Here is a 26,674-nt window from a genome sequence, read left to right on the forward strand (position 1 = left end):
ATCTGACGGGCGGCTGACGTATGCCGGAGCATTGCTTTGCGACCAGTATATTGTCAGCCAGTCACGCATATTCTGCACCCGGTGGAAACATCTCACAAAAGGAACCGTTGGGGAAGATGCTTTGGATGACAAAGAGTATGAGGGGAATCTTCTCTCTCTTCTTGAAAATGCAGAAGTGTTCATTAAGAATAATTCTAAAAAATCATGGGGCGTTAGTGAAATGCAGCGTGATGAGCATGAAGATTATCCTCATTCTTCAGTTCGCGAAGCTCTGATCAACGCCATTATACATCGGGACTATCAGATCATCGGTTCAGAAATACATATTGATATGTATCCGGACCGGGTTGAGATTACTTCTCCGGGAGGAATGCCGGATGGTTCCAAAATTCAGGCACTTGATGTTTCCACGATCCCGTCGATGAGGAGAAATATGATCATCTCTGATGTGTTTGGCCGACTGCGTATAATGGAGAGGCGCGGCAGCGGTCTTAGCAGAATAATTGATGGATACAATGATTTTGAGGTTAAACCGGCATTCTATTCTGAATCTTCCTATTTCCGTGTTACGCTGCCAAATAAGAATTATTCTGTGCAGGATACTGCCGTATCTTCCTTTATCCAGCCCCGTGTTATGTTATCTCCTTCGGAAGAGAAAGTGTTGGAACTTATTGCGGTTAATCCTGCCATTACGGGAGAAAGGATAGCCGAAAATCTTGATGTGTCTTTACGTCATGCAAAGAGGTTATTGGCGGAGTTGAAGGAAAAGGGTGCTATTCAGCGTATTGGTTCTGCTAAATCCGGTCATTGGGAGATTCTTATCAATATGCCGGGGCAAAAACACCAATACATGTCACGGTAAATGTCACGGTAAATGTCACCGTAAATAGCAGCCAGTCTGCTATCTGGCGGTAAGATCATCTATACAGTTACGGGTTGTCTAACGGTTTTTACGCAGCTCAAATATTTGCCGTGCTGATTGGGTGAACGAGTATACCGGCTTTGTCTTGTGAACAAGCGAGGGCTTGAAGCCCGAAGCGGAGAGCAAATCTTTGATTTGCGCCCCCCCTTCTCCCTCTCCCACCCCAGATGATGAACCTGATTTTGTCACCAATACTATATACTTTTAGTGACATAATGATACATACTATAATATGTATAATGATACCTATCATGAAAAAATCCGGGAGAGAATAACCACATCAAAGAGAGGCACAATATTCGTCATCTCTGATTTTGCCGACATCTCCCCGACCCCCACGATAAAAAAAGTATTATCACGGCTAGTTCAAGACAAAACGATTCGCCGGATCATGCGGGGAATATACGAATATCCCATCTACAATGCATTCCTTGATGAATACGTCGCTCCCTCACCTCATGGGATAGCAAAAGCGCTTGCACGCAATTTTGGCTGGACCATTGTCCCCTATGAAGATGCTGCCCTGAATATGCTCGGGATCTCTACCCAAGTCCCTGCTTCATGGACGTATGCTTCTGACGGCCCCTACAAAAAATACGCATATGGAAATGTCACGATACAATTCAAGCATACCTCAAATAAAGACATCACGAATCTTTCAGCAAAATCCGCACTGATCATTCAGGCATTGAAAGCGATCGGCAGGGATAACATGAATGATACATTCATCAAACAATTCTCCGATATGCTCACGCTGAATGAAAAAGAATCCTTATTGGAGGATACAAAACGCTCATCTGCCTGGATCTCCGGAACGATCAGACAGATATGTGCATAAAGAACCATGAAAAATATTGGAAAACGTCCGGCAGAAGACCGTGAAGCATTATTCAGGAACACTGCTGACAAGATGGGGATCAATGAGGCGATTATTGAGAAAGACTTCTGGGTCTGCTGGATGCTGGATTATCTTTTTCACGACTGCCCCTGGAAAAATACTCTGACATTCAAAGGAGGCACGAGCTTATCAAAAGCATACGGGCTGATCGATCGTTTTTCTGAAGATATTGATCTGATCCTTGACTGGTGTATTCTGGATTATGATAAAGACGAACCCTGGAAGGATCGGACAAAGAATCAGCAGGATCACTTTAACAAAGAGGCAAATCACCGTGCCGAAGAGTTTCTCAAGGATATATTTCTCCCGCAGATCACAAATGATCTATCGGAGGAACTTGGCATTTCTGTCGATATGGGGATCCTGGCTGACGATAAACAGACAATAACCTTCAGGTATCCACATGGTTTTTCCGATGCATCTATCCTTCAGGAGATCCGTCTGGAGATAGGGCCTCTTGCTGCATGCACTCCATCCGGCTGGGAGACGATCCAGCCGTATTCTGCCGAAAAATATCCGAATCTCTTTGGGCAAAAGTCAACCGATGTTCTAACCGTGCATCCGGAACGGACGTTCTGGGAAAAGATCCTTATCCTTCATAGCGTGGCAAATCTTCCAAAAGGAAAGCCGGTTCCCTTACGATATTCACGTCATTATTATGATGTCGTGAAAATGGGAGATTCGAAGGTAAAAGCCAAGGCATTTGCCGATCTGGATCTATTAGAGATGGTAACTAAATTCAAAATGAAATTTTATCCTCTTTCATGGGCAAACTATGAGCAGGTTTTCGCTGGTGAGATCCGGCTGCTGCCTTCGGATGTTCATATGGCGGCTCTAAAGTCTGATTATTCCCGTATGCAGAGTATGATGTACGGGGATGTTTTGGATTTTGAGGAAATTCTTGAAAAGTTAGGGGCACTTCAGGAAGAGATTCAACAATTGATGAAGACCAGATCTTAAATATGACAAGCGAAGGCGGGGTGAGCCGTTAGGCTCGCCCTCAGCGAAGCAAACCGTAGGTTTGCGATTAAGGCGGGCTGCCCCGCAGGGGCGGCCTCGGCCGAGGCGGATTGACGGTGCAGCCGGCAATCTTAGCGGAGCAAGTTTTCGAAGGAAACTTGCGACCAAGGCTTTGCCTTGCGAGCAAATCTTTGATTTGCGAACAAGCGAGGATCGAAGACCCGAGTCGGAGAGCAAGTCGACAGACTTGCGAACCCCCCTTCCCGGCGAACCGGATCGAATTTGTTTAAGCGGGATTCTTTGGATGTACTTTGGTTTCTTGTACGGCATACGTGCGGACGCATGAGAATTCCGCCGCGAATCATTATGCTTCGCTTTGCTCTCCGACTCGGGCATTTTGTCCGCGGGCATCATATTGTTGACGTCAACAAACTGATGTGATACTCTCCATTTTACTGATTCAAACGAAATTTTCGCTGTATTCCCGCCCGGCCAAAAATTCCGCATCCATGCCAAATATCTGACTTCGAACTATCCGGTTAAACCGGACAGTTGGGATTTCATTTAAAAGATTATCTATTTTCATTACACTCACTATCTTTGCTGGAATCAGATTTAGGGATATATACTAGCTTTTTTAGCACATCTTCCAACTCATCTTCATCCTGCGCAGTTTCCCGCTCCAGCTCCCGTGCCTCGAACACCTCGAACTCCCGGGATGCCTTACTCTTCGCCCGCTCCATCGAAACCTTCCCGGCACTCGTAAGAATACTCATATCATTCAGCCGGAGAATCGCTTCCAGCTTCACCTCCCAGTCATGCATCGTCATAACCTTTCTGGAACGTGCCTGCTGCTCCGCATACTCCAGAAACTGATTCACCAGCGAATTCATCGTCGTGATCTCCTCACTCGAAAGATAATTCTTCGCCGTCAAAACATCAGCCAGACGAATCTTCCCGTTTGGACTCTCCTTCCATGTCGAAAGCCCCATATGCGGCAGATCGGCATTCGCCCGCAAAACCATGATCTCCGCCGCCGTATGACCGTGAACCGCAAAATGGATCTTATTCTGCACCGCTGCAAAAAACTTCTTCGCAGCAGGATGATTCTTATCATAATCCACACTCAGCGCGTAAATATCCCGAACCTTCAGATACAACCGCTTCTCTGACGCACGAATCGCACGAATCCGCTCAAGCAGCTCATCGAAATAATCCTGACCAAACCCTGCGGGCTCCTTTAAACGCTCATCATCAAGAACAAACCCTTTCACCACATACTCCTGCAAAAGCTTCGTTGCCCACTTCCTAAACTGCGTCCCGCGGGCAGACCTCGCACGATATCCTACCGCCAAAATCATCTCCAGATTATAGCAGACGATCGAACGGACGACCGACCGACCGCCCTCATCCTGCTCCACATCAAAAACCCGGGTGACTCTCTCCGGCTCAAGCTCACCCTCCTCGAAAATATTCGCGATATGTTCACTCACCGTCTTTGGCGACCTATCATACAAATCAGCAATCAAACGCTGAGATAGCCACACCGACCCCTCATACAGTCGAACCTGAACACGCGTATTCCCCCCGTCCGTATTATACAGCAGAAACTCAGATAGCTCCTCGACAGGGGTGAGACCCTTTCCGCTCATACATCCACCCCAAGCTTCGAAAGAAAACCTGCCGGTCTCTTCTCTGTTTTTGCGAGATCTCCCTCAAGAACCCTGACCAACGCTTTCAGATAGGTCACTTCATCGAGCAGGCTCCAGGAGCGCAGGAGCCTCTCTTCTATTATCTCACCTTCCTTCATCAGCTCAAGCTGGTTTTTCCGATTTTCTTTCCCATTTGTATAGAGCCTGCCTGAATATACATTTTTTTTGAAAAAGAGCGGCTTTGGTTGTTCCAGAAGTGTTTTGGGAATATCATTCATCATATCTGACCTCCTGTCCGGGTATCTCCGAACGTGTAATCAATCTATGATTTAACGCAATATAAATACCTGACCGCGCGGTGGCGGGGTGAGCCGATAGGCTCGCCCTTAGCCAAGCAAATCTCTGATTTGCGACTGCGGGCTGACCCGAAGGGGCGGCCTCAGCGGAGGCGGATCGACGGCGCAGCCGGTGATCTTAGCGGAGGCGGGGACCTTTAGGTCCCTCAGCCGAGCAAACAGAATGTTTGCGACCAAATCTCTGATTTGCGAGCCCGACGCGGTAGAGTATCTCTATTTTCGAGACCCCTACACGATTCCAGGTAGTTCATCTTCATCTGCAGCAGAACATACCATATCTGAAATGAGTGATTGCCATGAGAATGAAGACCGAGCAGGGAGTGAGAATGGGAGATTAAAAAAAAAAGAGTTGGTTTGGTGGGTTTAGAGGGGTTTAGCTTAGAATGGACACATGAGATGGGTAATAGATATTCGATACCTCCACTTTCAGGTCACCGGAGCACAAACCCAAAGTGGAGGGGGGCCGGTTTCCCGGCCTTCACTTTCTTTCCCGTTTCCGGCGCTCTTCCTCAAGTTCCTCTTCATGCCATTTGTTCATTTCCTTAATGACGATGCGGCGCTGGAGTTCGGACGGCTTGATGCCTTCCTTTTTTGCACGGCGGTAGAACCATTCCTTGTTTTTCATCGGGATCCTGGTTGAGATCCGGCCGTTGTATTCGACGGGCGTTTCCATGATGACCTGGCTCATTTTGAGACAGATCCGGGTAGTAGATTCGTCTTGAATCATTCTTTCTCCTTGTTGTGTTCTCTTTGGAACAATGCCTGCGTAAGGCAGGTTATTCAATGTCGATTCATGCCGGTTGACCCAGCGGCACGCCTTTTTTGTCGAGAGAGGGACAGAGTACCCTCTTCGTGTTTTCCGTTGACCGGCACGATTCCCGCGCCGGCATGTTCATTCAGAGAATGAAAAAAGGCTTCAGGGTTCACCCGTGGCAGAGGGAGTAGTATGTGTGATACCTGACTCCATGCTCCTAGCAGCTTGCCGTCCCGCAGGACTCGTGCTCCGGGCTAGCCCCTGCCTTTTTTCATTTACCTGATGTTGTTAATACTTAGTTGGTTTTTTAGATATTTAATGGTTATTTTTTGCGTATTACGATAATTTTACGGGTATTTGTCTGTTTTAGTGTTGAGATTCGTTCTAAGATGTTATAAACCCCAGACCGCGCGGTGCGATAATGCCCCGGGAAGGAGGAAAAATTGGGTGCTCAGTGAGAGAGATGGGTTACGAAAAATGCAGAAAAACCGGCTGGAAGCTTATGGAATATTGTTGGTCTGTTTTTTGATCAGGGAGGTTTGTCTGCCCGGATAGGAGAGATCAGGATGGAAAACGGTTAGAGCTGTCTGAAGGAGGAGGGAGGGGGTGTATGGATGCATGTGTGGGCACGATTTTTGTGCGGATAGGGAAGAGCGCGTGCGGGGTGAGCCGACAAGCGAGGGTCGTAGACCCGAGTCGGAGAGCAAACCGAAGGTTTGCGAACAGGCTCGCCCTTAGCTGAGGCGGGTTGGACACGAAGTGGACGACCTTAGCCGAGGCGGATCGGTCCATAGGGCCGGTCTCAGCGGAGCAAATCTTTGATTTGCGACCAAGTCGATAGACTTGCGATCCGGCGCGGAGCGACCCGCGGTGGAGATATCCTATTTTCGAGGCACATACACGTTTCCAGGTAGTTCATCTTCTGCAGAATATTCATGGGTAGCAGGATCCGTTTTTGGGGTGAGGGGGGTGACGCAGCTGACGACCTTAGCCGAGGCGGGCTCTGCCCCGCAGGGGTGACCTCAGCCGAGCAAATCAGGAATTTGCTCTCCACTTCGGATCTATGACCCTTTCTTGAATCTCCACGAATTATTGTATGAATAACCACACATCAGATGGGCTAAATATTACACACGCATAAACCAGTTACATAAAACAAATCTAAAACACAAATCCATATTATGACTCAGGGTACAGTATTCAAATAGGAGTAGTTTCATTTGAATAACTTCCATTTTTTACTATTCTATTCTCTCTTATTATTCCACAGCAATTTTCTATCCAGGCTGGGAGGAAATATCCTGAGTATATTTTTTCGCTCTCCTTTATTTAATACCGCACACCATAAAATGACGCAGTAAACTGTAGCAATCGAGCCTCCGGCGAGGAACGTTGGTACAATTCCGCTAATGGAAACAACCTGCATGAATAAGAATCCAAGCACCAACAGGATGAGGAGTGCAACGTAACCGGGGAATGCGGGCTTGACAAATGTGATGAGAGGGGCTTTGAGAATGTGAGCTGCGTATATAGGACCAAATAATCCGTCTGTTATGAGAGTTGTTATAGTAGTGGCAAGAGCTATACCGTAAATCCCCATATTAAATACAAGCGATAAAGTAAGAGCTAGTATGACATTAAACCCACCTGCCACAAGATATATGAGGCCTGGAGTGCGAACACGAATGTAGGCAGCTGTAATTGACCCACAACATGAAAACTGGACCATAAATATAGAGGCAATTACAGTAATCCATACAAGCAAGGAGAGGTCTGCGTAGTTTTGACCAACCCATATTGTCATTAACTGGGACGAAAATACACAGACAAGCCCTACAAGAAGTGCGGTTAACAGGGTTACTATTTTTACAGAGAAGGCTGTAAATGTTACCATACTCTCTTTGTTATCTTTAGCACGGTATGAGAATATCATCGGCGAAAAGCAGGTAGTTATCAAACCAAGAAGACCAACTATGAGTGTATTCCATGTGAGAACCAGAGAAAATTCAGTAGCGACGATGGATCCAAGTACTATGTTAGTAATTATTAATGCCGCTTGATTTCTCAGGACAACACCCATTCGTAATATTGCTAACCAAAATGCAGTGCTTAGTATTTCTTTCAGATGGAATAGAGAAAATGCTGTGATAGAGATATTAAGGAAAGGACATATTTTTCTGGAAAATACAATGGAGAGAAATAATGCCATGCATGCAGCTATTAGATATGATAATCCAACAAAGGGAAGTGTTGGTTCGAGTAAGGTGAATAGGAGAACCACAGATATAATTTGTGCGATAAGGTTGGTATTGTTCACATGGTTTTTGAGGTCGATACGATTATATGCGAATAATATCACACTGAAATTGCTGCTCCAAGCCCTGATAAGGACAGATATTATCACAAGAGCGAATAACCAGATTACATCAGTTGCAACTGTATCTCCAATATTAAATATTGTTGGAGATAAAAGTGCAAAGATTAGTCCAATGGGGGTTACTATGAGAAGAATCACCAGTGTTCCAATGAGGGAGGTGTTAAAAGTAATTACTGCTTTTTTTCGATCTCCGCGCTGGAGGTCAATGGTGAGATAGCGTGATATTGCTTCATTAACTACATCTATAAATAGAGTGATAAAACTGGTAAAAGATGTGGCAAGAGGAATCAATCCATAGGCTGATTCACCAAGAGTCTCAAGAAAAAATGGAACTAAGGCAAGACCTATGACCAGATTGATGGTCAAATATGCTAAATTTGAAAGCAGATTTTTTGGTAATTGCTTTTGAAATTGGATATCAAGTGTTTTCTCGGACATGCTAAACGTTTCATATTTTCAATATTTCAATGAATTAGGTGGGCAAAACACAACCTATGATGGGACCAAATAATCAATTACTCCACTTGAACACACAATATTATAGTTAGAATTATAGATAATTTCTTGCTTATATACTCTCCAAGGAATTAAAGTAACCCAATCCTTATTTGAAACAGATAACTGTGGCAATCCCCAATTAACAACCATATCCTTATTTACAGGCGTTAAATTTCCCTTTAGCAAAGGAAGAATATCACAATCATCCGTGAAAACACTGTAACTATCTCGTATTAATCCAATACGGATTGGATTATTTTTAGTTATAATTGCCAAACCAATTGCACCTGTCGTATACACATCTGAAGAAATAGGTTGTGTTGAATATACATAAGACCACAATCCGATTTCAGATATTTGCGGGTATGATTCAAATTTACTTGGTTCATCTAGGTTAGTTACAAATGTAAATGCTATCAACACAACAGTCAAAATAATAAATATCGTCGCAAGCACCTGCCCAATTTTTTTGAGCTTTACATCTTGTTTTAATGTGCACACCCTTGCAAAGATGAGGACAGAAGGGGTGATTAGCATCAACAAAGCACCTAAGTTTACAACTAGAATTATTCGTGTCAAAATAAATATAATGATTCCCAGCAATATTGTTATAAGAATAATATCAATTGAGTCTATTGTCTTATTTTTACTTAAATATATTTTTAACAGCCAATGACCATAAATAATAATGACTAAAGCACAGGTAGTAAAACGTAAAATCTGAAGAATAGCGATTTCATATGTTGATGTGAAGTAATATGGTGCTAATGGAGAAATAGAAGCGGACTCGCTAACTCCAAGAAATTGATAAGCATAGATTAGAAATTTATCAATACTTGAAATACCGAATTCATTCATAGTGCCGATAGCATTATAAAATATATAATAATACGTATTTAACTCGAATATCATAAGGCCTGAAATGATCATGAGGAGGAGTATATGTGATTTTGGAATAATATAGCGAATATCCAAATTATAGAATTTCACACGGATGAACTGAATTAGCACTACCGCTGTAAAACAAAATATAAGAGAAAATACCATTGCCATATAATTGTATGAGATATAATTTAATGAGAGAAGAACAATTATTAAACAGATGAATATTGAATTTTTATATGAATTTTCCCCTATTTTATTCTCTAAGTCCATAAATATAAGATAAATTATAAGGAAGTAGAGAATCATACCAATGGTATGGATCCAATACACGTTATAATCTGAAGTTGAAATAGAGCAAAATAAACATCCCATTAATATTGTTGCTAAAATAATATTTTTGGATATCCTATACAATATAAGACACACAATTGCTGATAATGGGATGATAGATATGGGTAGAGTTAATAGAGAATCAGGGGAAATCCCAAGAATCAGACAAATCATTGCTCCAAAAGAATGATAACCAATCACAGTTGAAAGAAATCCATTACCATAATATACAAAGTCTAGAAAACTAACAATATTTTGTGGAAGAAAAGCATCAGAATTCCCATAGGTGTAGAGGAAGGAGTATACAACTAGAAATAGATATAATATTATACCTATTTTGAATTGCTGATTATGACTCAATTTCATCATCATATTATTTCTCCAGACATAAACACTCAATTTTTCTTAAAGTTTCTATTTAAATTATTGATTTTATCAATCATATCGGTATATTTTTGAATTCCTCTATTCAAATCAAACATCTGAGCCCGCTCCTTGCATCTTCGTGACATAGATTCGCGCAAATCGGGATTATACAGAATTTTTTGTATAAAATAGAGCATACTTAGTTCACCTTCATCCAATGGTTCATCTGCAACATGATAAATTCCGGTCATTTTATTTGTAACGAATCCACACGAGTTATCAAAGCCTAATATTTCTTCAATTCCCTCTGAGCAGTTCGCCGCTACAACCGGGCATCCAACTGCCATAGCCTCTACAAGGACGTTTGGAAGGGCTTCAGATAATGATGACAGAACAAACAAATCCGCCCTTGCAACATATTTATATGGGTTTTTAGACCACCCAAGAAATACAACGTCCTCTTTAACACCCAAATCTATGGTGAGATTCATAAGATACTCTAATTCAGGCCCCTCTCCACAAAGAACTAGTCTACACTGAATCGTTCTTCTAAGTTCAGCAAAAACACGAAGAATATGCCACTGGCCTTTGACAGAAGACAGTCTGCCAACAGTGATAATTGTTTTAACTTTGTGGTTGAAGATTTCTGTTTTAACCTCCTCTAATGATAATTTATTGATTTGAATAACATCAATTGGATTATGTATTACATGAATCTTCTGATAATTCACACCGTATAATATCACCAACTCATTTTTCACCCCATTTGAAACAGCAATTGCAGATGTATTAGTTATTTTTAGTAAAAAAATCGAAATCTTCTTTAATATTTGTGTAAAAATATGGCAATTTTTGTTTGAAGGCATACCATGAAAGGAAATTATGGGATGTACACCAGTAATCAGGGATGAAATTATATTAACTACATTATCCTCTGGTAAAATAGATAGAGATACCTTTGGATTATATTTTCTCAGTAAAAGTATATAACGTAGAATAACAAGTGGAAATTTGCATAATCTAGCAAGTCCTGAAATCTGTTTTCCAGATAAAAGAATATAAGGAGAATTTACATTATATTTTATTTTAGACTCATGTATGATCACTAACTCGTTAGATATAGAGGTAGGAAGAGAATTTGCCAAACTTACAGCAACTCTTTCAGCCCCTCCCCCCTCTATCGATCCTAAAAGAATTAATAGGTCAGTCATACTACACCATCAAGATCATATCTACATCAGCAAGATGAAATGGAATTGTAATAATATCAATAGAGGTAATCCGTGTCTTCATCGGTGAAATCTCCAACTAATCAACATCGTATCCAATACTATTACCATGTTGAAATAATGCCTCTGTAAATGAAAAGCGCATATATCTAACACCAACAACATAGACAGTAATATTTTCGCCTGATTTTTGAACCATGAGATTTCCCCCCCCCTAATTTTTTGTGTACTAGTTATTCTGACTTATAGCCAAAAGAAGATTGTGCTTTGTTATTATCAAGTTTGTCCAATCGATATGTCAACTCGTTGGACAGAGGTTTTTCATAATGACTAAATCTTCTTGAAATAACATAAATCAACTCATCTCACTTTTGAGAAGGGATCCAGCGGAGATATGTCAAATCAAACTTCTTTGAGATTTAACACTAATTTGCAAATTGTATATTATCCTTGAGCACTATTTGTTCATGAGACGTCTCACGAACTAAAGTTCGTGAACTTCTGAAATCCATTCTGCAATTGCGCTAACGTCAATAATTGAAACGTTATAATATTTATGAAAAATTCTAACGAGCCATTTTTAACAGGAAGTACTTTCTTCCTGTACGTTGAATACTATGTATGGAGACTTCCAGTAGCTTCAGTCTAAATCGAGCATATCACGAGCTTTATGAATAATCTTGGTGATTACCTCTCCGATGTCAATAAAATTCCAGAGGACGCAACGTTTATTTATGCAGAACCTAGTGTATGTTCTATTTTTCTTTCAATGTTACAAATATCGAGCTTGGAGATGAAACAGCTGATGAACTTATCCCGTTGAATGAACCTATTTTTGAAAATACCTTTGGATTCATCTTGAAATAATAACACGCCACCCTCAGAAAAATTAGTCTACATATGAAAAAATGGAGAGGTTTATTTCGCAGAATAGACGATTGGGCAGACTTGAGGTATAAAGTATTTCTTATACCACTCCACAAATTTCCCCAGCCCCACCTCGACACTCGTCTCCGGCTTAAATCCAAAATCCCACACCAAATCATCCACATCAGCATATGTCTGATACACATCACCCGGCTGCATCGGCAAGAACTCTTTCTTCGCTTCTCTCCCGATGCACTTTTCCAGCACCTCGATGAAGTACATCAGCTTTTCCGGGTGATTATTACCAATATTATACAACTTGTAGCGATCACCATTTTCATCTGCTGCGGGTGGGTGCTCAAGCATATTTTCTATTCCCTGAACGATATCATCTATATACGTAAAGTCCCGGTACATATCTCCATTATTGAAGATCTGAATGGTCTCACCGGCAAGAATCTTCCTGGTAAAGCTAAAGTATGCCATATCCGGACGCCCATAAGGACCATATACAGTAAAGAAACGAAGACCGGTTGTCGGGATACCATAAAGATGACTATATGTATATGCCATCAGTTCATTGCTTTTTTTGGTTGCCGCATACAGACTGATTGGCCTGCTTACATCATCATCCGTTGAAAATGGAGTCTTCTCCTGATTTCCATACACAGAAGAGCTGGATGCATATATCAGATGCTCAGCCGGGTGGTGACGGCAAGCTTCCAGAATATTGAAAAATCCAATTATGTTACTATCGATATACACCTGAGGATTGTCGATAGAGTAGCGAACACCTGCCTGTGCAGCCAGATTCACAACAATATCTGGTTTATATTTAGTAAATACATTCTCTACCTCTGATTTATCAGCCAAATCGCCCTTTACAAAAATAAAATCAGGATAGTCCTTTAGGATAGCGAGACGTGCATATTTTAAGTTGACATCATAATAGGAGTTGATATTATCGTAGCCGATAACCTGGATTCCCTGTTCCAGGAGTTTTTTGGATAAATGAAAGCCAATAAACCCGGCAGCCCCGGTAATGAGTATCGTATCTAATGACATTACATCATATACATTCAGGTTATATACCCATTATTCTTTGGATAAAGATTATCCCTGATAAGAAATATATACTTTGTTCTATGATAAAAAGACGTATAATGGAAATAACTAGAGATATATCATTTCGCCTTCCTTATGGAGATGTGATAATCAATTGCTTTTTTGGAAAATATTATACTAAACTAATAAAATCTGACGAGATGTCAACTGGTGGGAGTTGTGATGCCAGATATTGTTATTCTGTGTGGATGCGCCATCTGATAAACTATTACAATGAATCGGGAAAGATACCAAGTATAGTGGTTGAATTTGGTCCTGGGGACAGTATAGGTACTGGTATCGCTGCATTGTTAAGTGGGTGCGATCAGTATTATGCCCTTGATTTCATGAAATATTCTGGTATGGAAAATGTAATGAATATATATGACCAGATGATAACTCTTTTCAAAAATCATACAGATGTTCCAGATGATAGAGAATATCCTAAAATCAAACCAAAGTTAGAATCTTATAAATTTCCAGATCACATTATTTCACCAGAAGTAATCGATAAGAATCTTTCTGATGAAAGGCTAGACGCAATTAAAGAATCTCTTAATAATCTATCTAACGATCACAATATAATCATTAATAATATGATATCATATCTTGCTCCATGGGAAAATACGATACTCCCGGAAATTAATCCAGAGTTGATTTTCTCACAAGCAGTACTTGAACACATAGACAATTTAGAAAATGCATACTCTGTAATGGCATCAATATCAGTGAAAGAAACCTATATGTCACATGACATAGATTTCAAATCTCATGGATGTTCCAAATACTGGAATGGACAATGGTCATATAGTGACTCACTATGGCAAACAATTCGAGGTACCAGACCCTATTTCATTAATCGTGAGCCACTTTCAACGCATCTGAAATTATTTTCAAAAAATGGATTCAAAATAATAAAATGTATTCAAAATAATGAAGGATTTGGCAGCTCAAGTATCTCTAGAAAAAAGCTCAGAGGTAAATTTACTAGATTATCGGATGATGACTTTCAAACATCATCAGCATATATTCTTGCAAAATACAATGAGTAAAATTTGATCTGATGGCTTTGAATAATATGAAAACACTCTTCACACAACTGACTTATACAAAGGACGCAAAAACAGCATTGCACAATGCAGGCGTTTGTCTGAGATGATCGAATAGTCTGAGTATGCACAATTGAATACTGGGTATGATGCTATGAAAAAAACGTATAATAATCGAAGAGAGACATATTTTAACTATTTTTCATCAGGAGAGAATCAATTCATGAAACAGGTTCGAAAGGCAGTCATCCCTGCCGCAGGATGGGGGACGCGCTTCTTCCCGATCACAAAAGCGATGCCAAAGGAGATGGTGCCGGTCGTTGACAAACCGGTCATCCAATATGTTGTCGAAGAAGCGGTTGCATCCGGGTGCGATGACATCCTGATCATCACCGGCAAAAACAAACGCGCTATAGAGGATCACTTTGACAATTCCCAGGAGCTTAACGAACATCTGAGAAACAGCGGGGATCTAAAGCTACTTGCCGAAAGTGAAAAACTTGCAGATCTTGCCGACATCCACTTCATCAGACAAAAAGAGCAGAAGGGTCTTGGAGATGCTATTCTCTGTGCTAAGCAGCATGTGGGTGATGAACCGTTTACTGTTCTTCTTGGGGACACGATCTGCATACCCGATGCTGAGGCAAAGCCATGCACGGCACAGTTAATCGATATCTACAAAAGATACAAACTCCCGGTCATCGGCGTGGAAACCGTTCCTGAACATAAGATCAAAGATTATGGCATCATTGATGGTATACTTCTTGAAGAAAGGCTCTATCAGATCAAAGACATCATAGAAAAACCAACTCCCGAAGAGGCTCCATCCAATGTCGGAGCAATGGGCAGATATCTGCTCACCCCGGAGATCTTTGCGATTCTTGAGGATACAAAGCCTGGCAGAAAAGGCGAGATCCAGCTGACCGATGCACTGAGGCATTATGATGCATCACTTGGATATGTTGCTAAAAATACGAGATATGATATTGGTGATATTCCCGGGTGGATGGTTTCAAATCTCCAGCTTCTCTTGAAACATCCGCTCTACGGCGATATGATCCGAGATGCGCTGGAAAAAGAACTGAATCAATAATGATACGATCTCAGCCCCAGGTCTGACTAATCGCGGATTCTGTTCAATACATCCATCTCTCTTTTTCTCTTGTGTCCGTACTCATCCTTTCTTTAACCACTCTGAAGGAGCAACGGCTGATCCGACAAAAATCCCAGAGTCTATAACTCTGTAACTGAAATAGTATAGGCATGAAAATTACTGTCGCAGGAGTAGGATATGTCGGTCTTTCCCTAGCTGTGCTTCTTGCACAGAATCATAGTGTCACCGCAGTGACCACAACACAGAAGAAAGCCGACATGATTAATGCAAAAAAATCTCCGATTGCAGATTGCGAAATCGAAGAGTATCTCGCAGAAAAACCGCTGGATCTTACCGTCACGACCGATAAAGAAGCAGCATACCGAGATGCTGAGTTCATTGTTATCGCCACCCCGACGAATTATGAAACAGCTACACATCACTTTGATACCTCCGCTGTCGAGGATGTCATCGAAATCGCCAAACGCTTGAACCCAAATGCAGTGCTTGTCATCAAATCAACCGTTCCCGTCGGCTATACTAAAGCGGTCAGTGAAAAATACGGGCTGAATACTATCATCTTCTCCCCGGAATTTTTGCGCGAGGGAAAAGCTCTGTATGATAATCTGTATCCGAGCCGGATCATCGTAGGTGCGCCGAAAGATAACGCAAAACTCGTTTCTGCAGCGCAGACCTTCGCGGATTTACTCCTGCAGGGAGCTGTCAAAAAAGACGTTCCTGTTCTCATCACGGACCCGACAGAAGCAGAAGCCATCAAACTCTTTGCAAACACCTACCTCGCGCTTCGTGTCAGCTTCTTCAACGAGCTGGACACCTATGCTGAAGCAAAAGGTATGAACACAAAGCAGATCATCGACGGGGTCTGTCTTGACCCGCGTATCGGCGGTCATTATAACAACCCGTCCTTTGGCTACGGGGGTTACTGTCTCCCGAAGGATACGAAACAGCTGCTGGCAAATTTTCAGGGTGTCCCAAACAAGGTTGTACGTGCAATCGTTGAGTCCAACGAAACCAGGATGGATGTTATCGCGGACCGTGTTCTGGAAAAAGCAGGCGGCCTTCCGTGCACGGTCGGCGTGTACAGGCTCACCATGAAGTCCGGATCGGATAACTTCCGTGCATCGAGCATCCAGGGTGTCATGCAGCGTCTGCAGGCACTGGGAGCCGAAATCATCGTCTATGAGCCGACGCTGACAGATGATATGTTTGGTTCCTGGCGTGTGGTGCATTCTCTTGATATGTTCAACAAGGAGGCTGCGGTGATCGTGGCAAATCGGTATGATCCGGAGCTTGAGGGTATGATGGAGAAGGTGTATACGCGGGATCTATACTTCAGGGATTGAGCGAAAAACACATCATTCCTTGTTGATTATTATAGATTCAGATAGAGAGATGAAATGGGTCAAATTATATATGACCCCTCTGTTTGCATGAGGGATCCACCCCCCATTCAAATCACATTATGGTATATCAATGGGGATAGTTCCAAGAGTTGACATTTCAATTCTTAGGGGTTATGTACATTATCACAAATCTATTGACTGCACAGAAAAATGAAGTAATTGATGAAATATAATCAAGAGGAGATGAGTTTTGTAAAAAGCTCATTCGTTTTTTCTACAGTATCACGCCAATCATAGTTCGAAAGAACTTTGGTACGACCATTTTCACCACATTGAGCCATAAATTGTGGATCTGTTGTCATCTGCTCCAAAGCGTGACAGATAGCAGATGGGTCACGACAGGGTATAATTATACCACACCCCTCGACAATATCCACAAGTTGAGGGAGATCGGTTGATATCACCGGCAATCCACAAACCATTGCTTCCAGCATAGTTTTGGGAACGCCTTCAGCCAAGCTTGGTGATATAAAAATCATGGATTCCTCATATATTATCTGTAATTCATCGTTTGGTATGAAATCCACCATTTTAATCTTTTGATTAAGGGATAATTGATCTATTTTATTACAGATCATATCTTTTCCAGGCCCACGGCCAATCATTAGCAAAGAATAATCGGGATAATTATGGGAAAAGTCTGCAAATCCTTCTACCAAATATTCAACACCTTTACCAGGTACATATTTTCCTATCCACAATATTTGTTTCTTTTTATCCACATTTAATGGTATTAAAAACTTTTCGACATTAATTCCATTATGTATTATAATGATTTTAGAAGGGTCGACACCATAATCAACCAATAATTTTTTTTCATCAATTGTGTATGTTATGATATAATCAGCAGATTTTAAGACAAAACTCCCAATAGTCATCATGTAGATCTTTTGAATCCATAATGGAACTGTTTGGGATACTAAACCATGATTTGTAATAATTAATGGAAATTTTTTTATCCTTTTTCCAATCACACAAAATAAAGTAGAGCAATATAACTGTGAGTGAGCATGAACAACATCATAATTTTTAGCGTTTGAAATTAGAGCTGATAATAACTTAAGTGTGATAGAATTCCGGAAGATAGTAAAACCTTTAAAACGTATTACATCATAGTCACCTCTATCCTCATATAATGGTTCATTTGTCCAAATGGAGGTATATACAGTCACATCATGCCCCATCTTTGATTGCATAACTGAAAGTTCATGGACATGAAGAGCAATGCCCCCCACAAATGCCGGATATAGATCGCTTGAAACTCTTAGTATCTTCATATTACAATACTCCACATTTGATTTTTATATTTTTAACAACATCCCATCCCATCTGCATCGCCTTATACTGTCCAATATATGTGAATGACCCGGTCCTCCCAATAACATCAAGATTAGTGATACCATCCAGATAACTCATGACCTTCTCCAGATGCTGCCGGTATCCCAACTCATAAGCAGGATATGCATCAGTCTCCCTGTTAATAAAGTAATCAATTATATCCTGATTCTGTATTATCGACAAACGCTTCAGCCATTCAACAGTTAAATCATAAAGCTCCTGATCCTTCATGCTCCAAATGCCACCCTCAATCCAGCTAAAATATTCTATGGCAAGAACCGTCTTACCATCAGAAATCATCATATCAGAATAGTGTTTTTGCTCCATCATTCTGGAAAAGGGAATTTTTGGATCAGCAAAATAGATACAATGCTCTTTGAGAATACTATCGACAGAGAACACAAGATATACACAAATATGACATCGGCATCGAAGACTCTGACCGGCAGCCTGTACATCCTCTGGCGGGAAAGGACGCATAGCACTTAATAAATAAGGCATAGGTATTGAGGAGATGAGATGTTTGGGATATATTGTCTCTACATTACCATCACTACAGACAACATCAACCGATACAACCGAACCATTCTCCACCAAGATATTACTTGGAGTCGCAGAGAGGAACCAGTCACAAATATTTTTAGCATCGATCTCCTGCTTGAGTCTGTCACATATCTCCCCAATACCGTGTTTTGGATAGTTAACAGGATCCCCTTTCTTCTGGAGGGAGGCGATCATAGTGCTGAACTGTTTTTTGAAAACGTCCAGCATCGAGAATTCACCAACTCTCCATGCAACATCCTGTGACATAGCACCACAGGGCACCCCCCACGTTTTCTCCCCAATATTCAATAAAAATAACTCTGCTAATGATTGTCCAAGAGATGAAACAAGGCTGGTTTCATAATCATTACTATTTGACTTTTTAGAAGATTTGGCACGCAAATAGTCCCAGCCTATATGCATGGATTTTCCAAGCCCAGCGTTTATGAGAGCGTTCATTATGCTTACCGGATATTTATAGCGGACTTGACCCACCTGCATAGATTCGAGATATTTTCGGTGTTCAGACTCATACTCATAAATATCCTCCTGTAATAGAGCCTTGATAAATGTATACATCTCAGGATTGAAATCATAGACATATTCCCTACTACAGAGAATATGAGGCCCAATATCCAATAAACAGTCACCGTGCCGCAGAGTTTTGGCAAGTCCACCAACATGCTCCTGTTTATCTACAATGCAAATAGATACACCAGCCTCAGCCAATTTATAGCCCGCAGTAAGCCCCGCTGGGCCCGCACCAAGAATCAAAACATCACACTGTTTTGCCATTTTAGTTCCTTTCCTTCGTATTGGTTACTGCTTCGAGAGTGAACATATAGATTCATTCCCTCCCCACCATCTGTATCATCTGCGCCACCGCATACAATATCAGCGCTGTTGTAATCAGCAGCATCCCCATCATCAAGAGCATCATCGAGACAAGCGTAATCGTTGGGGACCAAAACCCAGTCTTTGCAGAGATATCCAGAGCCTGAAACGCTAGGAAAACACCAATCCCCAAAATTATCACTCCAGGTATCCCGAACGCCGCCACCGGTCGTCGAATCGTGACAAAACGGACCACATTCATCAGAACCGTGAGCCCATGCCTAAACGGATTCTGGGAACTCGTGCCGTCGATATCATACCGCACTTTAATTGGAATCTCGCCGACCTTCAGACGGTGATCGCTCATCTGCACAAGGATCTCGGAGCCGGCAGACATTCCTTTTCCCGAAGGATGGATCACCATATACGCACTCTTCGCATATGCCCGGTAGCCGCACTGCGAATCGCTCACACGGATGTTCCCGGCTGCAATCATCGTCGCACGGTCGAGAACTTTCATCCCAAACTTCCGGTAACCGGGAACCATATCCGCACTTGTCTTCTCCAGGAACCGTGAACCGATGACAACATCATACCCCTCCATGATCTTTTCAACGAATCTGGGGACGTCCTTTGGGTCGTGCTGACCGTCGGCGTCGATGATGATCAGGATATCCGGCTTGTACTTTTGTGCAGTGAGGAATATCGTCCGAAGAGCCCCGCCGTAGCCCTGATTGATCCGGTGACGAATAACAACCGCACCAGCATCTTCGGCTGCTGTGATTGTATTGTCCTTCGATCCGTCATCCACCACCACGACCACGTCGGCAAACGGCTTGACAGCAGCAACAGTGGCGCCCACACGCTCCTGTTCGTTGTATGCCGGCATTGCAACCATCACAGACGGCTTATCTGAGAGCGGCTCTTGTTCGGGTATTGAAAAATGTGAAGTTGTTGTATTGTTGTTGGCCACACTACCACCATTGTGTATCTATGACTATAGAAATACATAGGTATTTGTGCTCCAATCAGAGTTATATTTCACGGTCGTCAGGCTCTGTTTGGCTCCCTCTGAGGCGATGGTTCTATCAGGGTGCTGATCTGTGATGAACATATGTTTGAATGATGATGAGTCGGTTCATCCATAATGATGCATCAGTTTTGACGTCATATTATTGGTGTGATAGGGGATGCAGATGCACGAGAGAAGCATAACCTCCAAAAACAATATTTACAACATTCACTTATAGATGAACCTCTTTAATTACTCATATAAGCCATAAAAATAGGATATTTCCACCGCGGGACGCTCCGCGCCGAAGTCGCGTCCCCGCACCCCCGATCATGCCTTTTTCCAAATCGCTTTTCGCACAAATGAATACAGGCCATTTGGATATATCCTCAATTGACTGTCTCATGCACCCACCCCTCCACCCTGTCCGCGCCCTTTCTCTCTCACCTATTTTCGACACCATAGCCGCGATGCAGCATCCAACCTTACCACATATCGGAGCACATAAATACCACCCCCCGCTTCGCAACAATGCTTAACCCCCTTCCCACTCACTAACAAAACGCTCTCCAAAACATGAAGAGGCACTATCGCACCGCACGGTCGGGGCTTTATATCTTCACAATACAAAACACAACAACAAAACAGACAAATCAGCAAAAATAAACGTAATACGCAAAAAATAGCCATTAAATACCACAAAAACAAACTAAATATAATCAACATTCGATTGATGAAAAAAGACAGGAAGTAGCCCGGAGTACGAGTCCTGCGGGACGGCAAGCTGCTAAGAGCATGGGATTTCGCCAAAATAACACTAATGTCCCCTCTGCCACGGGTGAACCCTGAAGCCTTTTTTCATTCCCCGAATGAACATACCGGCGCGGGAATCGTGCCGGTCAAAGGAAACCACCGAGAGGATACTCTATCCCTCTTTCGACAACAAAAAAGGCATGCCGCTGGGTCAATCGGCATGTATCGACGTAGATAACCTGCTGCATGCAGGCCGTGTTTTAAAAGAAACACATAACGATACAATGGCTAATGAAGAAGTACCAACTAGGATCTGTCTCAAAATGAAACAGGTCATCCTTGAAACGCCCGTCGAATACGATGCCCAGATCACGACAAGGATCCCCAAAACGGAAAAAGCACGCCTCTACCGCCGTGCAAAAAAGGAAGGTATCAAACCCTCCGAACTCCACCGCAGGATCGTGAGCAGGGAGATGAAAAACTGGAAAGACACAGATCAGGAGGATGAGACCAGAACAGAGGATGAAAGCCGGGAACCCGGCTCCTCCCGCCCGTTCGAACGCACATAACCAAGAGCCGTGCAAAAACCGGGTGCAGAAGTGTCCTGATCATACCTTTTTTCCAATAGGAATTACGCGGTGTTGGTGTAAACCAAAAAAAAAACTGACGTAATTATGACATGCACTTCGATTTCGCGTACGGGATTCGTTTTGAAACAAGAGAAAGAACCAACCGCGAATCGGCGCGAATCCGCCCTTCGGGCGAGATAATCGGATTTGCTATACCTCACTCTCGCTCGTCGTGTCCCTCGCAAATCAAAGATTTGCTCGGCTAAGACACGACAGCTCGTCCCTTCATCGGGATCGTTCGGGCAAATCCTGTCGGCGCCCCAGCGCCTTCTGCGAGGAAAAATCAGAGTGCTATCCTTCTTCAAAAAAGATTTTTATAATCGGACTTACGCGGTGGGCTTTCTCATGCTTCCACACCCAACCATATACTTCCCGAATTGTATCCTCACAATCATCACATATTTCCTATATGAATCCTTCACTCCAGATGAACTACGTGGAAACGTATCGGAGCCGCAGCAAATAGGATATCCCACCGCGGGCCGCTCCGCGCCGGAGTCGCGGCCCCGCACCCCAGATCAAGAAAAGGGATTGTTCATCTATATTTTGCAGAAAAAACATGTAAGATAAGAAAAATCCGCACGCGGGTTTTTCCTCAGCATTTTTCCAGAGAGGGTGCGATTCTGCGTAGGCGATCAGCCGAAGCAGAGCAGCCGAACGTAAGGAAAATGCGATTCGCGTTAATTCGCGGAGATTCGCGGTTAAATATTCTCTTGTGTCCACGCCCAATAATACCCCTCTCAAATTGGATTGGGAATAACACCGCGTAACTCCTATTTAATATAATCTCACTATGAGGGAAATTACCGTTGGGAGGCGCCGGGGCGCCGACAGGATTTGCCCGAACGATCCCGATGAAGGGACGAGCAAGACAGTGAAGCTGGATTGCGAGAGTGAGGATAAGCAAATCCGATTCTGAGAGCAAGCCAATGGCTTGCGGGATTCGCGCTGATTCGCGGTTGGTTCAATCTCAGGTGTCAAAACGGATTCCGTACACGAAATCGAAATACATCTCATAAGGACCTCAGTATTTCTGTTATGCTCACACCGCACAACTTACGTTGCATACCGCTGCACTTTCAAACCACCCGTCTCAATTTCCCGCTTCATCCCCCTGACATATGCAGATAAGCGGCAAAACACAACAAATTCACGCAGAATATTCCCAATGCACCACTAAAAAACACAGTATAATCCACAAAAACACCCAATAACAGTATGAGGATACAGCCTTAGGAGGGACAACAAAAAACAAAACAGGGATACGTGTCTGCCCGATTCCAACATCGAAGCGAAAGAACAGGAACAGACACTCAACTATTGGAGCCTGGAGATAATCAAAAGTACTGCATCATCTCCAAACATCGAACAGTATCTATTGGGATGACGTCATCCGTCATCAATCATCCATCACATACAAACCGGAAAAAGAACTGCACTAAAAGATCGAGCCGCACTCTCCTTTGAAGAGGCAGACTGCCGAAACACTCTTGTGTTATTTTTCTTTTTCTAAAAGTATATATAGTTACTGTCAAGTCTGAAAAAATAAAAAATCAGGGGTCACCCGTCCTAACCATCGAACATCACTGATGGATGATCAGTGATGGATGACGGCACCCAAAAAATCACATCAATGAGACAAAGCATCTATCTCAACATATCGAACGAGGAGTTCAAGATCCTCGACCGCATCGCAGGCGATCTCGGTTATGTCAGCCGGACCGATCTATTTACCTCGTGTGCCCATCTCCTTCTTTACGGAAAAACGGCAGATGGGAGAAGCTCGCCGGACGAATACACCGCCGATCAGCTTGCAAGACTTCACACGCACAGCGAAAAGATCGTCTGCATGCAGCAGAGCTTCATGGAGATCGTCCGGGAGACGGCGCTTCCCGTGATCGCCATGAAAGGCATCGCCACCGCTGAACACGCGTTCGGCGGCGACATCAAAGCCCTCATCTACGAACGCTGCGGGATGGTTCCAGAAGATACCGAGATCCACGACTGGTTCCGGCTCTTCAAGAACCTCCACAGAGCCGAGCTGCTGGAGTATCGAAGCAGACAGTTTGCAGCCGCCCTTGCAGGAGATGAAGAATGAGCGAGCTGATCGGCGATGCACCGGGAGACTTTGCCGCCTGGCACAAACTCATCACCGGCTCTTGGGTCTACAACATCGTCACGGGCGATGTCATCAGCATGAATACGGGCAAACCGCTCGTGTTCCGTTCGGAAAGGAGCGGGCCATCTCTCAGAACCTATGTCCACGGACACCGGTTCACGGTCAAAAAAGACCGGGTGGCCCAAGTCGCGTTCTGGATCGGCAGATGCGAAGGGCATATCCCTCTCAGGAGGGCGCCATGACGGAAGATCTGACGCCGGCCTCTCTCGAAGCCCTGCTTCTGGAGTGGCGGCCGGTCCCGGACGAGGCGTTCGCCGCGGCATACCGGTATCAGGAGTTTCTCTACTGCTTCAAAGAGCTCAGGCTGCTCTTCGAAGAACGCCGTAAGGAGCTGATTGCCCTGATCCAACTTGAGGGCCTCGTCTCGGATGCGTTCGTCCTCGAGATCCCGACGGACAATGTCGTGAACACGGATATGCTAAAAGACGAGCTGCCCGACATCTATGATGAGCTGGTTTTCATCCAGCCGTCTGATGCAAAGCGGTTTATCGGACTGAAGGCTCTGTATGATCTTTCGGTCGAGACGGCAGGCCGTGATCGGGTGGCAAAAGTCGAGCGGGTGAATCTGCTGGATCTGAAAAAGGCCCTGCCGGCTGACGAAGCCGCAAGGTACGTGACGTCAGTCCCGCACGAGAGTCTGATAAGGGTCGTGCGGACCGCAGAATGATGTGGTTTCAACGGGGTGAGCCGATAGGCTCGCTCTTAGTGGGGGCGGGTCGAATGCGAAGCAGACGACCTCAGCTGAGCAAACCGATGGTTTGCGATCAAATCTTTGATTTGCGACGACGGAGTGAACCAAATGGTTCACTCTTAGTTAAGCAAGGTTTTTCCTTGCGACTGCAGACCAGGGATGAAGAGGGGGTTTACCCCCGATGAAGCACTGGTATGATATTCCTGAATTAAGGGATAAGGAGACGCTTCTTTGGATGTTTCGCAAAGGAATGACGCGTCAGGAGATCGCAGAGGTGGTTGGGTGTCCCGTGTCGGCGGTGCGTACAGCAGAACTGCGGCATACGCTGAAAAAGCCGGTGATCATTATATCCGAGGAGCTTCGGCAAAAGCTGAAGCTCTAATTATCCTATTTTTTGGGATTATCAAAGAAGTCGATAAGTTCACTCAAGCAAACAGAAGGGTTGTGAATGAGCTGCAATGGGAAGATACGAGGTGGGTTTTTACGTATCATTTAATTCACAAAGAGAGATGCGCGATTATCACAATATGTATCACGCGCGCGTGAGATTTGGGAGTGAATATAATGTACAATAACCAAAAAATACCCACAATAATTTGACCAGCATATTAATATTACGTTGCATTATATCGAATAATATGAAAAAAATCATCGAACAAAACACGAATGTCCGGATCTCAATTGAAGCAACGATCTGGGTCTTTTGTACAATTGTGATTATACTCACTTATCTGGCCAAAATTGATTTAGGTATCATTGAAATTTTCTGTTGGTTTGTTTTTATAGGGGGCATTTTTCTTTGCGTCGTCAGATTTGTCTTAAATAATTTTTAGCTTGAAAAGAGTTTTATTCATGGAAACAGGTGCAATTTCCCATTTGGGGGATCATTCTCCATTTAATAACGTTGATTTCACCTTTTTATTATGCCCATACCGCGGACATCTCGTCATTGTAATCTTACTAGAGATACGATATGGAACATGTATGGTTGTCTCTGAACACAAGAGATAAACAACCGCGCCGATCAGCGGTTGGTTTTATCTCATCTATTCACGCCTTGTCAACTTTTTTTTCACTTCAAAAATTTGCTGGCTGTCAAATCCATAATATTCCCCATATAAACCCACCTTTTTTGTGAAAAATTCGCAAAAACTTTACCGCTATCCCTACACTCATCCAAGAATATAATCAGAGGTTGGACGGGGCCCCAACCGATCTCGGGACTGAAAAACATGACAGCAGATTTTGTGCAGACAGCAATCTCGAAGTCCGCAAAGAGGACTTTCACTGCAGAGTTTACGAACGCCGCCGCGTTTGATGCGATCATCGCAGAAATTACCGGCGTGGATAACCCCCTCGGCCTTGCCAAAGTCGAGCTCGGGAAGCAGACCTACAAGACATATGTCGGCTACTTCGACCCGAACACCTCCGAAATGAACGGCAAGGTCCAGGTCACGGCCTACACGCGGGCCGAATACGCTGCCGCGATCACCGCTCTTACCGGCAGTGCGGATCTTAAGACGGCATTTGGGAACGGCGGCACGGCAGAGACTTCGGAGATCGGTACCGAAGCGACATGGAACGTCCGGATCTCCTGCGTTCTCGGCACGGATTCGTTCCAGATCAGCCTGAACCGGGATTCGATGACCGTCTCCGGTTATGCCGATGATGCGACCCTTGCAGCGGTCGATGCTTGGGCAGACACCAAGCCGGCCCTCAACTAAAGGGGGCAGCGAGGCATGCATATCTCCGGACGCCTTCGGCGGCTCATCCTGATGTTCCTTGGGTTTCTCATCATGCTTTTTGGGAAACTGACCGGGGAACTGGGATCGACGCAAAAGTAAAGCATCCAAACACCGCCGGGATTTTCCCGGCACTTTTTTTTCATCCGGAGTCAAATTCCCTCGCCGGATACTACCCATGACCTTGGA

At 43.5% G+C, this 26,674-nt stretch carries 22 protein-coding genes; 12 read left to right on the forward strand and 10 right to left on the reverse strand.

Annotated features, from left to right (window positions below):
• Positions 1-121: 121 nt before the first annotated feature.
• The 3 genes from MLAB_RS04685 (at position 122) to MLAB_RS04695 (ending at position 2,780) form a co-directional block, all read left to right on the forward strand.
• Entirely contained in the window at positions 122-862 is a 741-nt protein-coding gene (locus tag MLAB_RS04685) for an ATP-binding protein (RefSeq protein ID WP_143702770.1), read from the forward strand.
• A 292-nt stretch (positions 863-1,154) separates the two neighbouring features.
• Entirely contained in the window at positions 1,155-1,760 is a 606-nt protein-coding gene (locus MLAB_RS04690) for a DUF6088 family protein (RefSeq protein WP_011833261.1), read from the forward strand.
• 6 nt (positions 1,761-1,766) lie between these two features.
• The gene (locus MLAB_RS04695) at positions 1,767-2,780 is read left to right on the forward strand and encodes a nucleotidyl transferase AbiEii/AbiGii toxin family protein (RefSeq protein WP_011833262.1); all 1,014 of its coding nucleotides are present in this window, start codon (positions 1,767-1,769) and stop codon (positions 2,778-2,780) included.
• A 572-nt stretch (positions 2,781-3,352) separates the two neighbouring features.
• Here the strand turns inward: MLAB_RS04695 and MLAB_RS04700 are convergent.
• The 7 genes from MLAB_RS04700 to MLAB_RS04730 all read right to left on the reverse strand — a co-directional run bounded on the left by MLAB_RS04700 (position 3,353) and on the right by MLAB_RS04730 (position 13,159).
• A complete protein-coding gene (locus MLAB_RS04700) occupies positions 3,353-4,432 on the reverse strand; it encodes a virulence RhuM family protein (RefSeq protein ID WP_011833263.1) in 1,080 nt (359 codons plus the stop codon).
• Positions 4,429-4,713, reverse strand: a complete 285-nt coding sequence (locus MLAB_RS04705) for a hypothetical protein (protein ID WP_011833264.1) — start codon at positions 4,711-4,713, stop codon at positions 4,429-4,431. The genes MLAB_RS04700 and MLAB_RS04705 overlap by 4 nt, the downstream gene beginning before the upstream one ends.
• Positions 4,714-5,266: 553 nt before the next feature.
• The gene (locus MLAB_RS04710) at positions 5,267-5,515 is read right to left on the reverse strand and encodes a hypothetical protein (protein ID WP_011833265.1); all 249 of its coding nucleotides are present in this window, start codon (positions 5,513-5,515) and stop codon (positions 5,267-5,269) included.
• A 1,273-nt stretch (positions 5,516-6,788) separates the two neighbouring features.
• The gene (locus MLAB_RS04715; RefSeq protein ID WP_011833266.1) at positions 6,789-8,357 is read right to left on the reverse strand and encodes a hypothetical protein; all 1,569 of its coding nucleotides are present in this window, start codon (positions 8,355-8,357) and stop codon (positions 6,789-6,791) included.
• A gap of 54 nt (positions 8,358-8,411) precedes the next feature.
• Positions 8,412-9,275: a hypothetical protein gene (locus MLAB_RS04720; protein ID WP_143702771.1), complete on the reverse strand. Its 864-nt coding sequence runs from the start codon at positions 9,273-9,275 to the stop codon at positions 8,412-8,414.
• Between the two features lie 752 nt (positions 9,276-10,027).
• Positions 10,028-11,209 (reverse strand): glycosyltransferase, encoded by a 1,182-nt coding sequence (locus MLAB_RS09410; RefSeq protein WP_011833268.1) that lies wholly within the window; start codon positions 11,207-11,209, stop codon positions 10,028-10,030.
• A 936-nt stretch (positions 11,210-12,145) separates the two neighbouring features.
• Complete coding sequence (locus MLAB_RS04730; RefSeq protein WP_011833269.1) at positions 12,146-13,159, reverse strand: NAD-dependent epimerase; 1,014 nt, start codon at positions 13,157-13,159, stop codon at positions 12,146-12,148.
• A gap of 80 nt (positions 13,160-13,239) precedes the next feature.
• Between MLAB_RS04730 and MLAB_RS04735 the strand changes: the two genes are divergently transcribed.
• The 3 genes from MLAB_RS04735 (at position 13,240) to MLAB_RS04745 (ending at position 16,704) form a co-directional block, all read left to right on the forward strand.
• Positions 13,240-14,250 (forward strand): hypothetical protein, encoded by a 1,011-nt coding sequence (locus MLAB_RS04735; protein ID WP_048062037.1) that lies wholly within the window; start codon positions 13,240-13,242, stop codon positions 14,248-14,250.
• A gap of 220 nt (positions 14,251-14,470) precedes the next feature.
• Complete coding sequence (gene galU, locus MLAB_RS04740) at positions 14,471-15,340, forward strand: UTP--glucose-1-phosphate uridylyltransferase GalU (protein ID WP_143702772.1); 870 nt, start codon at positions 14,471-14,473, stop codon at positions 15,338-15,340.
• Positions 15,341-15,510: 170 nt separating this feature from the next.
• Positions 15,511-16,704 (forward strand): nucleotide sugar dehydrogenase, encoded by a 1,194-nt coding sequence (locus MLAB_RS04745; RefSeq protein WP_011833272.1) that lies wholly within the window; start codon positions 15,511-15,513, stop codon positions 16,702-16,704.
• Between the two features lie 233 nt (positions 16,705-16,937).
• Here the strand turns inward: MLAB_RS04745 and MLAB_RS04750 are convergent, their stop codons facing one another.
• Genes MLAB_RS04750 through MLAB_RS04760 form a run of 3 tightly spaced genes read right to left on the reverse strand, consistent with a single transcriptional unit; the run spans position 16,938 to position 20,368 of the window.
• Positions 16,938-18,041, reverse strand: coding sequence for a glycosyltransferase family 4 protein (locus MLAB_RS04750; protein WP_048062038.1), 1,104 nt, complete (start codon positions 18,039-18,041; stop codon positions 16,938-16,940).
• A gap of 1 nt (position 18,042) precedes the next feature.
• Complete coding sequence (locus MLAB_RS04755) at positions 18,043-19,440, reverse strand: NAD(P)-binding protein (RefSeq protein ID WP_011833274.1); 1,398 nt, start codon at positions 19,438-19,440, stop codon at positions 18,043-18,045.
• 52 nt (positions 19,441-19,492) lie between these two features.
• Positions 19,493-20,368, reverse strand: coding sequence for a glycosyltransferase family 2 protein (locus tag MLAB_RS04760; protein WP_011833275.1), 876 nt, complete (start codon positions 20,366-20,368; stop codon positions 19,493-19,495).
• A gap of 1,199 nt (positions 20,369-21,567) precedes the next feature.
• Between MLAB_RS04760 and MLAB_RS09835 the strand changes: the two genes are divergently transcribed.
• The 6 genes from MLAB_RS09835 (at position 21,568) to MLAB_RS04790 (ending at position 26,467) form a co-directional block, all read left to right on the forward strand.
• Complete coding sequence (locus MLAB_RS09835) at positions 21,568-21,813, forward strand: hypothetical protein (RefSeq protein ID WP_187146140.1); 246 nt, start codon at positions 21,568-21,570, stop codon at positions 21,811-21,813.
• A gap of 1,663 nt (positions 21,814-23,476) precedes the next feature.
• Positions 23,477-23,971, forward strand: a complete 495-nt coding sequence (locus MLAB_RS04770) for a hypothetical protein (RefSeq protein WP_011833277.1) — start codon at positions 23,477-23,479, stop codon at positions 23,969-23,971.
• Entirely contained in the window at positions 23,968-24,234 is a 267-nt protein-coding gene (locus MLAB_RS04775) for a hypothetical protein (RefSeq protein WP_011833278.1), read from the forward strand. Before MLAB_RS04770 ends, MLAB_RS04775 begins: the two co-directional genes overlap by 4 nt.
• Complete coding sequence (locus MLAB_RS04780) at positions 24,231-24,719, forward strand: hypothetical protein (RefSeq protein ID WP_011833279.1); 489 nt, start codon at positions 24,231-24,233, stop codon at positions 24,717-24,719. Before MLAB_RS04775 ends, MLAB_RS04780 begins: the two co-directional genes overlap by 4 nt.
• Before the next feature lie 205 nt (positions 24,720-24,924).
• On the forward strand, positions 24,925-25,125 hold the full coding sequence (locus tag MLAB_RS09700) for a hypothetical protein (RefSeq protein ID WP_143702773.1): 201 nt from the start codon (positions 24,925-24,927) through the stop codon (positions 25,123-25,125).
• 850 nt (positions 25,126-25,975) lie between these two features.
• Positions 25,976-26,467, forward strand: a complete 492-nt coding sequence (locus MLAB_RS04790) for a hypothetical protein (RefSeq protein ID WP_011833280.1) — start codon at positions 25,976-25,978, stop codon at positions 26,465-26,467.
• The last annotated feature ends 207 nt before the right edge of the window (positions 26,468-26,674 follow it).

The sequence above is a fragment of the Methanocorpusculum labreanum Z genome (assembly GCF_000015765.1).
Lineage (GTDB): Archaea > Halobacteriota > Methanomicrobia > Methanomicrobiales > Methanocorpusculaceae > Methanocorpusculum > Methanocorpusculum labreanum.